This window comes from Arthrobacter liuii (genome assembly GCF_014639275.1).
GTDB classification, from domain to species: domain Bacteria; phylum Actinomycetota; class Actinomycetes; order Actinomycetales; family Micrococcaceae; genus Arthrobacter; species Arthrobacter liuii.
The window spans coordinates 66794-79247 of sequence record NZ_BMFW01000016.1 but is presented as its reverse complement, the minus strand read 5'-3'; the positions used below and the strand labels follow the sequence as shown (position 1 = coordinate 79247).

The window sequence follows — 12454 nt, the reverse complement described above, 5'->3', positions numbered from 1 at the left end:
GGCCTCCAGAATCGACAGCCCGCCGCACACCAAATCAACAAACTCAGTGCGGGCATTCGACGGGAACAACTTGACCATCTAACGCTCCATCAATCAGAGCGTTGCAACGACCCTATGACTTTGCCCTCAGAATATTGCTGTTAAGTGCCATTTCGCGGGGGTTTGGGGTTCTCCGTCGCCGGGCCGGCGCCCCGGATTTCGGGGGCCTGTTGCGGAGGGCGTGCCGGCCCGGCGGACGGAAGTTCTTCAGGTCAGGCCGCAGCCAGTTCCTCGACGGTGGCCTTTTCGCGGGCCTCGGTCAGGTAGCGGGCGTAGGCGGGGAGGGTGAGGAAGGACGGGAATTCGGTGGCAAGGGTGACTTCCTCGAAGATGTCGCGGGCGTCCTCGAACCGGTCGCCGTCGAAGCGTTCCAGCCGGGTGAATTCCTGGTCCAGGAGCTCCTCCACCCATTCGTGGCTGATGATCTCGCCGTGGTCCGTGATGGCGCGGGCATAGATCCACTGCCATAGCTGGGAGCGGGAGATTTCGGCGGTGGCGGCGTCCTCCATGAGGTTGTGGATGGCCACTGCGCCGTTGCCGCGGAGCCAGGACTCGATGTAGCGGATCCCGACCTCGATGTTGTTCCGGATGCCCTGTTCGGTGATGGTGCCGTTGGTGGCGGCGACGTTGATCAGGGCGCGGTCGTCCGGGATGACATCCTCGCGGAGCCGGTTCAGCTGGTTGGGCTTGTCCCCCAGGACGCCGTCGAACACCTCGCGGCAGATGGGCACCAGGTCGGGGTGGGCCACCCAGGAACCGTCGAAGCCGTCGGTGGCCTCGCGGGTCTTGTCGGCGCGGACCTTCTCGAGGGCGTTGGCGTTGGCTTCCGGGTCCTTGCGGTTGGGAACGGCTGCGGCCATCCCGCCGATGGCCATGGCGCCGCGCTTGTGGCAGGCCCGGACCAACTGCTCTGTGTAGGCGCGCATGAAGGGCTGGGTCATGGTCACCTGGCCGCGGTCCGGCAGGACGAAGCGGGGGCCTCGGGTGCGGAAGTTCTTGATGAGGGAGAAGATGTAGTCCCACCGGCCGGCGTTCAGGCCTGCGGCGTGGTCGCGCAGTTCGTAGAGGATCTCTTCCATCTCGAATGCCGCGGTGATGGTCTCGATGAGGACCGTGGCGCGGATGGTGCCCTGCGGGATGCCGAGCAGGTCCTGGGCCAGGATGAAGATGTCGTTCCACAGCCGCGCTTCGAGGTGGTTCTCGATCTTGGGCAGGTAGAAGTACGGGCCCTTGCCCTGGGCGAGCAGGCGGCGGGCGTTGTGGAAGAAGAAGAGGCCGAAGTCCACGATGCCGCCGGCAATGGGCTGGCCGTCGATGAGCATGTGCTTTTCCGGCAGGTGCCAGCCGCGGGGGCGGACCACGATGGTGGGCAGGTCGCCGGCAGGGCGGAGCTTATACTCCTTGCCTTCCTCCGTGGTGAAGTCGATCCGGCGTTCGAGGGCGTCGGTGAGGTTCAGCTGGCCCTTGATGACATTCCGCCAGGTGGGGGTGGAGGAGTCCTCCATGTCCGCCAGCCACACCTTGGCGCCGGAGTTGAGGGCGTTGATGGTCATCTTCTTGTCCACCGGGCCAGTGATTTCCACGCGGCGGTCCTCCAGACCCGGCGCCGGGGGAGCGACGCGCCAGGACGGATCGTTGCGGATGTGCTCGGTATCGCGGAGGAACCGGGGGTCGGCGCCGGCGGCAATATCGGCCCGCCGTGCCCGCCGTGCCTGCAGCAGCTCCTGCCGCCGATCAGCAGTGGCCCGGTGCAGCTTCGCGATGAAGGAGAGGGCGTCCGGGGTGAGCACTTCGTCCTGCCGGCAAATCGGCTGCGCGGTGAGGGTAATTCCATTAATCGTGAAGCTGTCAGTGAAGCTGTTCATGGGAGTTCTCCTTGAAAGGTCCCAACTGGGTAGCAGTAAGTGTCGTTTTGAGCCTCCAAAACGACACTTACTGCTACTTACTTGGGGAGGCGGTGTCTAGTGGAACTGGCCCTCTTCGGTCGATCCGACCAGGGCGAGGGTGGAGGCGTTGGGGTTGAGCGCCGTGGAGATGTCATCGAAGTAGCCGGTGCCGACTTCGCGCTGGTGCTTGGTTGCGGTGTAGCCGCGGGATTCGGAGGCGAATTCCTTCTCCTGAAGCTCGACGTAGGCGCTCATGCCGTTGCGGGCGTAGCCGTGGGCGAGGTCGAACATCGAGTAGTTCAGGGCGTGGAAGCCGGCCAGGGTGATGAACTGGAAGGTGAAGCCCATGGCGCCGAGTTCGCGCTGGAACTTGGCGATGGTGTCATCGTCCAGGTGCTTGCGCCAGTTGAACGACGGGGAGCAGTTGTAGGAGAGCATCTGGTCCGGGAAGTCGGCCTTGACGGATTCGGCGAACTTGCGGGCCAGCTCCAGGTCCGGGGTGCCGGTTTCCATCCAGATCAGGTCCGAGTAGGGGGCGTAGGCCTTGGCGCGGGCAATGCAGGGTTCGATGCCGTTGCGGACCTTGTAGAAGCCCTCGGCGGTGCGCTCGCCGGTGATGAATTCCTGGTCCCGTTCGTCCACGTCGGAGGTGATTAGGGTTGCTGCCTCGGCATCGGTGCGGGCGATGACGACGGTGGGGGTTCCGGCGACGTCGGCCGCCAGACGGGCGGCGTTGAGGGTGCGGACGTGCTGCTGGGTGGGAATCAGGACCTTTCCGCCCAGGTGGCCGCACTTCTTTTCCGAGGCGAGCTGGTCTTCCCAGTGAACGCCGGAGGCGCCGGCCTGGATCATGGATTTCATGAGTTCGTAGGCGTTCAGCGGGCCGCCGAAGCCGGCTTCTGCGTCGGCAACGATCGGGACCAGCCAGTCCTCAACGGTCTGGATGCCCTCGGAAAATTCGATCTGGTCGGCGCGGAGCAGCGCGTTGTTGATGCGGCGGACCACGGTGGGAACGGAGTTGGCCGGGTAGAGCGACTGGTCCGGGTAGGTGTGCCCGGAGTTGTTCGCATCCGCGGCAACCTGCCAGCCGGAAAGATAGATGGCGCGCAGCCCGGCCTTGACCTGCTGCACTGCCTGGTTGCCGGTGAGGGCACCCAGCGCGTTGGTGTAGCCGCCGGTCTTGTGTTCTTCCGTGAGCTGTTTCCACAGCTTCTCGGCGCCGCGCCGGGCCAGCGTCTGTTCTTCGGTGACGCGGCCGCGGAGGCGGACGACGTCGGAAGCTGAGTAGTCCCGGGTCACACCTTCCCAGCGGGGGTTGGCGGCCCACTCGAGCTCCAGGGCGGCAGCCTGCTCTTCGGGCGTCTGCTGGGTGGGCTCAAATGCTGCAGTCATCGTTGATCTCCTTGATTGAGCTCCGGATGGAGTAGGTGGGAACCGCGTCGTTGAGGTTCCCACCGGCTTTTCCGGTGCGGTGTTTCTTTCCGTGACACCTACTTTTCAGCACTTTCAACCCCCTTTCTAGAGAAAAACTATGGAAAGAAATGCACTTCTTCACGTATTCTTCAGAAATGTCGCCTTCAAGCTGGAACAGGGACGTTTCCCAGCCGCCGTCAGCCGCCGCAGCGGAACTGGACGTCATTGCGCTGGGCCGCCGCGTCCGCCATCTGCGCAAACAAGCCGGGCTCACGCTCGATGACCTGAGCGCCGCCGTCGGCACCGCTCCCAGCCAGCTGAGCCTGATCGAAAACGGCAAGCGGGAACCCAAGCTGACCCTGCTCCAGCACCTCGCAGCGGCACTGAACGTCAGCATCGACGAGATGCTCGGCGCCGAGCCGCCCAGCCGCCGCGCCGCCCTGGAAATCGAACTGGAGCGCTACCAGCGCGGGCCGCTGTACGAGTCCCTGAACCTGCCCAAAATCCGCATCAGTTCGCGGCTGCCGCTGGATGTGCTGGAGGCCCAGGTGGGGCTGCTCCACGAACTTGAACGGAAGATGAACGAGCAGGTGGCGACCCCCGAGGAAGCCCGCCGCGCCAACGGTGAACTGCGCGCCATGATGCGGGAGCGGGGGAACTACTTTCCTGAGTACGAGGCCGAGGCGCAGAAGGTCCTGAAGGAGGTGGGGTACAGCACCGGTCCCCTGAGCCAGCACGTCATCGCGGACATCGCCGAGCACCTGGGATTCACCCTCCACCATGTGGGGGATCTGCCGCACTCCACCCGTTCCGTGACGGATTTGAAGAACCGCAAAATTTACCTGACGCAAAGCCAACGGCAGGACCACGACCCCCGCTCAGTGCTGCTGCAGGCGCTGGGCCATTACGTCCTGGGCCACGAAACGCCCAAGAACTATGGTGACTTCCTGGCCCAGCGGGTTGCGACCAACTACTTCGCCGCCGCCCTGCTCCTGCCCGAGCAGGCCACCGTGGAATTTCTGCAAAAAGCCAAGACTGCCAAGGAAATCGCGGTGGAGGACATCCGGGACGCGTTCGCCGTTTCCTATGAGACGGCGGCGCACCGCTTCACCAACCTGGCCACCAAACACCTGGGCCTCACCACACATTTCCAGAAGACGCACCAAAGCGGCATCATCTACAAGGCATATGAGAACGACGGCGTGAACTTCCCCCAGGACCACACCGGCGCCATCGAGGGCCAGCCCTCGTGCAAGGCCTGGACCTCCCGGGCGGTTTTCGACGTGCCGGACAAGTTCAGTGCCTACAGCCAGTACACGGACACCCCGTCGGGAACGTACTGGTGCACGGCGCGGACGGAGCGGTCCGCGAGCGGTGAGTTCTCGTTGAGCATCGGTGTGCCATACCAGCACGTGAAATGGTTCCGCGGGCGTGAAACCACCGCCCGGGCCACGTCCAACTGCCCGGACCCCACCTGCTGCAAACGACCGCCGGCGTCGCTTACTGCGGAGTGGGCGGGCAACGCCTGGCCCTCGGCGCGGGCACACTCCCACCTGCTGGCCGCCATGCCTCCCGGAGCCTTCCCCGGCGTGGACGAGACCGAGGTGTACAGCTTCCTGCAGGCGCACTCGGGGAGCTAGCCGGAGGGGGTAGAGGTGACGATGGCAGCTTTCACCTCGCCGCTGTATGTCGTGCGCATGTCCAGGCAGATGATGTCCATCAGGATGCCGTTTACTGCCCGGTACGATTCCGGGTTGCCGGACCACCGGCCGGAGTCTTCGAGGAAGCGCTGGAATTGCATCAGTGAATAGGTGGCCACGATGCCTTCGTTAACGGTATGGATGATGAGGGAGGCCAGTCTTGCTGCCACCTCGGCCGGGTCGAGGGCAGTGATGGAACGGTTTTCACCGATCTCAGGGTAGAAGCGGAAGAAGAGCTTCAGGCTCGCCAGCACGTCTTCCACATCTGTACTGGATGGGTGCTCCACATACCAGCAGATGAAGGCCGGAGTCAGGGTTTCCAACTCGCGAACGTTTCCGGATGACGGGATTGCCACTCTTGGGATGGCGGCTTTGAAAGGGTCTCCAGGCTGGTTCCGCATGGACTTCGTTCGTGCCGCCCGTCGGCGCTGGTTCCTGCCCACTTTGATCCTCACTTCGCTTCCTGTTTCCGAATAGCTCAAACGGTATGGAGGCAGCACCCCTTGCCGCCAGAGCATAAAAGCTGTATGTGGAAAGCCCGGAAGCCTGGCCATACTCGCGACCTGGAGCCAACCAATGGCCGCCCGGTGGATTTGGTGCAGGAAGTGATGGGGCGTTGGGAGGTTCGCTGCAGGTAGTGATGGAGCGTTTGGGTCAACCGTGGAGCGTCCGATACGCGGCTGCGGCGGCAGGGTGCAGGGGGACGCCAGCGGTGTTGATGAGGCTTTCCGCGCTGAGGAACTGGACGCCCAGGGTGGACTGCGGAATCAGCTCGCCGGCGTTGTGCACCAGCAGCTGTACAGTCCGCTCAACGGTGGCGCTGTCCAGGTCCCGGCGGCATAGGAGCAGGTTCGGAGCGCCCACCGTCCACACCGCGGGCACGCCTGGGTAGCTGCCGTCCGGTATCAGGACGCGGTCGTACATGCCGCCATAGCGCCGGCGGAGCTCCGGCAGCAGCCCCGACAGGTCCAGCAGCCCCAGGGCCACCTCCTGCTGGGCCGCGGCGATGGCGGCGGTCGGAACGCCGCCGGACCAGAACAGGGCGTCAACGCTGCCGGCCTTCAGAGCGGCGATGCCGTCATTCAGGCCAAGGTTTTCGACGACGGCGGTTCCGGCCGGGGGCGCGGCGGCATCCGCTGAGGTGCCCAGGCCGGCTGCTTCAAAGAGTCGGGGAGTGGTCAGCGAAGTACCCGATCCGGGCTGGCCTACGGCAACCCGGCGGCCCGCCAGCCCGGAAATGTCCCGGATCCCACTGTCTTTGCGGACCACACAGTGGACGTAGTTCTCGTAGACCTTTCCGACCGCGGCGATCTCCGGTGCGTCGCGCGGCTGATCCACGGCCGCATCGGCCAGGGCTACGGCAAAGGCGGCCCGCCCTGCCCGCAGCTCGGCGATATTGTCCAGGCTGCCACCGGTGGCCACCGCCCGGGCATGGCCCGCCACGCCGTGGCGTTCCAGCGCCGCGGCCAGCAGCGTTGAGAACTCCAGATAGAAACCACCCGGTTCACCGCCAGCCACCGTGAGGCTCTCCGGCCGGTCGCCTCCAGTGCACCCGCTGAGGGCCTGCGGCAGGCACGCTGCGAGTCCGACGGCGAAGGCTGACTTGAGCGCTGCGCGGCGGGAAGGCGCCGTTGAGGGCACGTGTACCTCACGCATGCTTCTCACCGCCGTCGGCGTTTGATGGAATTTGTGCCGCATAAGCAGGAAACTCGATCCGTGCCGACAGCCCGTGCGGCGCCGCGTCGGCCAGCACCAGGCGGCCCCCGTTGGCAGCAGCCAGCTCGCCCACAATGGTCATTCCCAGCCCGGTTCCCGGAACCGATGCGTGCCGCGGGGACCGCCAAAACCTGGTGGCAGCGGAGGCGAGCTCCGAGGTAGAAAGCCCCGGACCGTCGTCGGAAATTTCCACGACCACCACGTTCCGTGACGGCCGGACCGCTGCCGTCACGGTGGCGCCGGGGGCGTACTTGATGGCGTTGTTGAGGAGTTCGCCCACCATCTGGGCCAGCTCGGCGGGATGGCAGGAAATCAATGTCGACGGTCGGGGCGGCTCCGCAAGGACCAGCCGGCAGCCGGCCTGTTCCGCCAAGGGTGCTGCCCGCTCGATCTCGCCCTGGAGCCCGGGGAAGGGATCCACCGGATGTGCGGGCTCAGGGTCCATGGGACTGCCGGCAGCCCGCAGGTAACCTTCCGATGCCCGGTGTTCCGCGGCGGCAAGTTTCAGGACCCCGTCCAGGATCTCCTCCACCCGTTCCAGCTCCGCCATGGCACGTTTAGCCGCATCATGTTCCCGTGCGGTCTTGAGCTCGAGCTGGAGCAGGTCCAGCCGCAGCCGGAGCGCCCCTACCGGGTTCCGAAGCTGGTGGGACGTGTCCGCGATCAGCTGACGCTGTGCTGCCATACTGGCGCTAACGGTCCGGGCCATTACCGTGAAGGACCGGCTCAGTTCCCGCAGCTCCGGCGGCCCGTCCTCCGGAAGGCGCCCGGCACGGCCGGTACTTTCCAGCTCGTGCACCGCCGAGTTCAACCGCTGGACGGGCCGGAGGACCCATCCTGTAACCCGCGCCGCCCCCAGCAGGAGCACAGCGGCGAGGGCAAGTGCGGCCACCCCCACCGCGAGCCAGCGTTCCCGGAGTTTCTGCTGGGCGGTGGCGGCGTCGACGTCCAGTACCACGGCGCCGAGGACCTGGCTGGCGCTGCCAAAAGGCCTGAAGATGACCCGGGAGCCGGAACTGAAGGGCTCCAACGGCTGCAGCGACGTGCTGCTCACGTTCAGCCGGGCAACGGACAAGGCTTCCTGCACGTCGGACCGGCCCGCATCAAGATCCCCGGAACGGAGGGTGGCCTCCTGGACGCGCACCACGATCCCTTCCCCGTACAACCCGGAATACGTGTCCATCTCACGCTGCAGCCGCGCGGTGTCACCGTCACCGGACGCATCGAACGCCACCTGCGCCAGCCGGTTCAGGGCCGCCGCCCGGTTGATCTGCAGCTCCTGGGTCAGCTCCCGGGAAGCGGAGGTGAGGATGGTGACCGAAATCAGGAAGACCACCACCAGGCAGAGCACACTGAGGACGCCGAGCACCCGGAGCCTCATGCGCCAGCCGCCTCCACGCGGTAGCCGACCCCGCGGACGTTGATGATGAAGCCGGGTTTTTGCAGTTTTGCCCGCAGCCCGGTGAGGTGGACGTCCAGGGAGCGGGAGGACGCCAGGAACGCATCGCCCCACAGGGCGTCGAGGATCTGTTCCCGGGTGACCACAGAGCCCGCGTGGCGTGCCAGCAGAGCGAGGAGTTCGAACTCCGTGGCGGTCAGGGGAAGCGGCAGGGCCGCTTTCGACGCGGTGCGCCGGTTCAGGTCGATCGCCAGGTCATGCAGCACGATGACGTCCTCGTGCGGGACGCCGCCGGCACGCCCGGCCCGGCGCGTCACCGCTTCGATCCTGGCCAGCAGTTCCACCAGTTTGACCGGCTTGACCAGGTAGTCGTCCGCACCGGAACGCAGCCCCAGCACCACGCTGCGTTCGTCGTCGCGGGCGGTCAGGATCAGGATGGGGACGTCGGTGACCTGGCGGAGCTTGCGCAGGACCTCCAGCCCGTCCATGTCCGGCAGGCCAAGGTCCAGGAGGATCACCTGGAAGTTCCGGTGGGACAGCAGCGCGTCTGCGCCCCGTGCCAGCCGCTGCGGGTGGTGCCCGGCGCTTTCGACGGCGGCGGTGAGGGCACCGGCCATGGCGTCGTCGTCCTCGACGATCAGCACGTCCATTGCCATCTTCCTTGCTGTTGTGCGGTCTCCCGGATCATCCCCGCCTTTGGAGACTACCGCCTGCTGAACGGTTTTGCCCGACGGCGGCCGGCCGGCGGTCGGGGCGCGACGCGCCGGCGAAACCTAAGGAAGTGTTAGGAAATGCCCCGCCGCGTTGGTTGTGCGGTGGATCACCCATACCGTGGATGAGGCCCTCCGGCGTTGGAGGACGCACGTCACAACAAGGAGGAACTCACTGATGAGCACCCAACACGCCGCGCCCCTATCGGAGGCCGCCCAGACCCGGCGGGCCGTGGGCAACATCCTGAAGGGCTCCGCCGGCAACCTTGTGGAGTGGTACGACCTCTACGTCTACACCGTCTTTGCCGCCTACTTCCAGGCCCACTTCTTCAACTCCAAGGATGAGCTCCAGGCGGGCCTCGAAGCGATGGCCGTCTTCTCGACGTCCTTCCTCATGCGGCCCATCGGCGCCTGGTTCTTCGGCCGGTACGCTGACCGCCGTGGCCGCAAGGCGGCGCTGACCCTGAGCGTGACAATGATGTCCGCAGGCTCCTTCGCCATCGCCGTGCTGCCCACCCAGGACGTCATCGGGCTATGGGCCATGATCCTCTTGGTCATCGTGCGCGTGATCCAGGGCTTCTCCGTCGGCGGGGAATACGGCACCAGCGCCACCTACATGTCCGAGGCCGCCACTACCAAGCGCCGCGGCTTCTTCTCCAGCTTCCAGTACGTCACCCTGGTCGGCGGCCAGATGCTGGCCCTGCTGGTCCTGGTGATCCTGCAGAACGTCATGCCCAAGGGCGACCTGGGCGAGTGGGGCTGGCGGATCCCGTTCGCCATCGGCGGCGTCGCAGCACTCGTGGTCCTGTGGCTGCGCCGCTCCATGGAAGAGACCGTTTCCGCCGACCAGATCAACGCCGCCAAGACCCCCGCGAAGTCCGGCGAGGCCCAGCCCGGCACCATGAAGCTGCTCTTCACCGGCTACTGGAAGCCGCTTCTGGTATGCATCGGCATCACCCTGGGCGGCACCGTGGCCTTCTACACCTACACCAACTTCATCCTGAAGTTCATGAACGATACCTCCGGCATCGCCAAGACCGACACCTCCGTGATCAACTTCTGGGCCCTGTTCATCTTCATGCTGCTGCAGCCCGTTTACGGCATCATCTCGGACAAGGTGGGCCGCAAGCCGCTGCTGCTCTGGTTCGGCATCACCGGTGTGCTCTTCACCTGGCCGCTGCTGTCCACCCTGGCCGGCACGAAGGATCCATTCACCGCGTTCCTGCTGATGATGGGCGGCCTGCTGATCGTGGGCGGCTACACCTCCATCAACGCCCTGGTGAAGGCCGAGCTCTTCCCGGCCTCCATCCGCGCCCTCGGCGTGGGCCTGGGCTACGCGATCGCCAACTCGCTCTTCGGCGGTACGGTCCCGCTGATCGGGGCGGCGTTCCAGACCGTAGGCCGGGAGGACCTGTTCTTCACCTACGTCACTGTTGCGATCGCCATCTCGCTGGTGGTCTACATCTTCGCCCTGAAGAACAAGAAGGCCACGCACCTGGACGACGAACAAGGCCACGCCTGGGAGCAGGCGCCCGAGGGCGGCGGAAAAGACAAGGATCCGCTCGGCGTTTAGCGTCCGGAACGGCACTAGGGAACCTGTCACCTTAGGAGGCGTACGACGGCGGCTGCCCGGCCGCCGTCGTACGCCTCCTCTGTATGTCCCCGCCAAGGTGCCGGTCCAGCCCACCGGACTATATTGGGCCGTGTCAGCCACCACCACAATCGCGGGAGTCTGCACCATGGCCAAGGAACTTGCCACCCAGCTCATCGAACAACTCCAGGCTGCCGGCGTGCAGCGGATCTACGGGATTGTGGGCGACAGCCTCAACCCGATCGTGGACGCCGTCCGCCAAACGGGAGGCTCCGCCAAGGGCGGCATTGACTGGATCCACGTCCGGCATGAGGAAGCCGCGGCCTTTGCCGCCGCGGCCGAGGCGCAGCTGACCGGCACGCTCGCGGTGTGCGCCGGCTCCTGCGGCCCCGGCAACCTGCATTTAATCAACGGGCTCTATGATGCCAACCGCTCCGGCGCCCCGGTCCTGGCCATCGCCTCGCACATCCCGAGCAAGCAGATCGGCAGCAGCTTTTTCCAGGAGACCCACCCGGACCGGCTCTTCAACGAGTGTTCGGTGTATTCGGAACTGGTCAGCACCGCTGAGCAGGCGCCCCGGGTGATGCACAGCGCCATCCAGCACGCGCTGGGGCTCGGCGGAGTCGCCGTCGTCACCCTGCCCGGTGACATTGCCGGACTGGAGGCCGTAGGCCCCACCCCGCTGCCGGCCACGTTCCGGCCTGCCAGCCTGGTCCCTGACCCGGCAAGCGTCCAGGCGCTCGCGGACGCCATCAACGACGCCGGCAAGGTAGCCATCTTCGCGGGCGCCGGCGTCGAAGGGGCGCACAGTGAGCTGATGGCGCTTGCCGAACTGGCCAAGGCGCCGGTGGGGCACTCGCTGCGCGGCAAGGACTTTGTCCAGTACGACAACCCGTTCGATATCGGCATGACCGGCCTGCTGGGCTACGGGGCGGCGGCGGAAGGCATCGAGGACGCCGACCTGCTGATCCTGTTGGGCACCGACTTCCCGTATGACCAGTTCCTGCCGGACACCCGGACGGCGCAGGTTGACCGGGCGGCACAGCGGCTGGGCCGGCGGACCGACGTCGACATCGCCGTCCACGGCGACGTGCTGCCCACCCTCCGGGCCCTGCTCCCGCTTGTGAAGGCCAAGAAGAGCAGCCGGTTCCTGGACCAGATGCTGAAGAAGCACGACCGGCTCATGAACAAGGCGGTGGGCGCTTATACCCGCAAGGTGGAGAAGAAGCAGCCCATCCACCCGGAGTACGCGGCGTCCCTGCTGGACCAGGTGGCTGCGGAGGACGCCATCTTCACCGCGGACACCGGCATGTGCAATGTCTGGACCGCCCGCTACATCAACCCGCTGGGCACGCGGCGGCTGATCGGGTCCTTCCTGCACGGGTCCATGGCCAACGCCCTCCCGCATGCCATCGGCGCGCAGGTGGCCTACCCCGGCCGGCAGGTGGTGTCCGTGTCAGGCGATGGCGGCCTGTCCATGCTGCTGGGCGAGCTCATGACCCTGGCCGCGTACAAGCTGCCGGTCAACGTGGTGGTCTTCAACAACTCCACGCTGGGCATGGTCAAGCTCGAGATGCTGGTGGACGGGCTTCCCGACTTCGGCGTGGACGTGCCGGACGCCAACTACGCCGCCGTGGCCAAGGCCCTTGGTTTCCACTCCGTCCGCGTGACCGATCCCGCGCAGATCGAGGAGGCGTACCGGCAAGCGTTTGCGCATCCCGGCCCGTCGCTGGTGGAGCTCATCACCGATCCCAAGGCGCTGTCCATCCCGCCAAAGATCTCCGGCTCCCAGGTCATCGGGTTTGCTACGGCCATGTCAAAGGTGGTCCTCAACAGGGGAGCGGGCGAAGCCGTGAGTATGGCGCGCAGCAACCTGCGCAACATCCCCCGGCGGTAACGGGCCCAGACGCGCTATCAGATACCGCCCTTAAACCCGGAACGCGTCGGCAGTGAGTGCAGACGCGTTCCGATTTTAAGGGCCGAAAGTGATGGGGCGTTTG

At 65.9% G+C, this 12454-nt stretch carries 9 protein-coding genes; 3 read left to right on the top strand and 6 right to left on the bottom strand.

Annotated features, from left to right (window positions below; all coding sequences use genetic code 11):
• Nucleotides 1-251: 251 nt before the first annotated feature.
• Complete coding sequence (aceB, locus tag IEW19_RS15165; protein WP_188572448.1) at nucleotides 252-1904, bottom strand: malate synthase A; 1653 nt, start codon at nucleotides 1902-1904, stop codon at nucleotides 252-254.
• Between the two features lie 96 nt (nucleotides 1905-2000).
• On the bottom strand, nucleotides 2001-3317 hold the full coding sequence (gene aceA / locus IEW19_RS15160) for an isocitrate lyase (protein ID WP_188572447.1): 1317 nt from the start codon (nucleotides 3315-3317) through the stop codon (nucleotides 2001-2003).
• A gap of 149 nt (nucleotides 3318-3466) precedes the next feature.
• Between aceA and IEW19_RS15155 the strand changes: the two genes are divergently transcribed.
• The gene (locus tag IEW19_RS15155) at nucleotides 3467-4978 is read left to right on the top strand and encodes an XRE family transcriptional regulator (RefSeq protein WP_188572446.1); all 1512 of its coding nucleotides are present in this window, start codon (nucleotides 3467-3469) and stop codon (nucleotides 4976-4978) included.
• Here IEW19_RS15155 and IEW19_RS15150 read toward each other — a convergent pair.
• From IEW19_RS15150 to IEW19_RS15135, 4 genes are all read right to left on the bottom strand, one after another.
• The gene (locus IEW19_RS15150; protein ID WP_188572445.1) at nucleotides 4975-5361 is read right to left on the bottom strand and encodes a hypothetical protein; all 387 of its coding nucleotides are present in this window, start codon (nucleotides 5359-5361) and stop codon (nucleotides 4975-4977) included. The two genes, IEW19_RS15155 and IEW19_RS15150, sit on opposite strands and share 4 nt — an antisense overlap.
• 331 nt (nucleotides 5362-5692) lie before the next feature.
• On the bottom strand, nucleotides 5693-6694 hold the full coding sequence (locus IEW19_RS15145; RefSeq protein WP_188572444.1) for a TAXI family TRAP transporter solute-binding subunit: 1002 nt from the start codon (nucleotides 6692-6694) through the stop codon (nucleotides 5693-5695).
• Nucleotides 6687-8135 carry a sensor histidine kinase gene (locus IEW19_RS15140; protein ID WP_188572443.1) on the bottom strand — a complete coding sequence of 483 codons (1449 nt, stop codon included), beginning with the start codon at nucleotides 8133-8135 and terminating at the stop codon, nucleotides 6687-6689. Before IEW19_RS15140 ends, IEW19_RS15145 begins: the two co-directional genes overlap by 8 nt.
• Nucleotides 8132-8803 (bottom strand): response regulator transcription factor, encoded by a 672-nt coding sequence (locus tag IEW19_RS15135; RefSeq protein ID WP_188572442.1) that lies wholly within the window; start codon nucleotides 8801-8803, stop codon nucleotides 8132-8134. The genes IEW19_RS15140 and IEW19_RS15135 overlap by 4 nt, the downstream gene beginning before the upstream one ends.
• Before the next feature lie 238 nt (nucleotides 8804-9041).
• Between IEW19_RS15135 and IEW19_RS15130 the strand changes: the two genes are divergently transcribed.
• Both IEW19_RS15130 and IEW19_RS15125 read left to right on the top strand, forming a co-directional pair.
• The gene (locus IEW19_RS15130) at nucleotides 9042-10436 is read left to right on the top strand and encodes an MFS transporter (protein ID WP_188572441.1); all 1395 of its coding nucleotides are present in this window, start codon (nucleotides 9042-9044) and stop codon (nucleotides 10434-10436) included.
• 166 nt (nucleotides 10437-10602) lie between these two features.
• Nucleotides 10603-12351, top strand: a complete 1749-nt coding sequence (locus IEW19_RS15125; RefSeq protein WP_188572452.1) for a pyruvate dehydrogenase — start codon at nucleotides 10603-10605, stop codon at nucleotides 12349-12351.
• Nucleotides 12352-12454 lie beyond the last annotated feature (103 nt).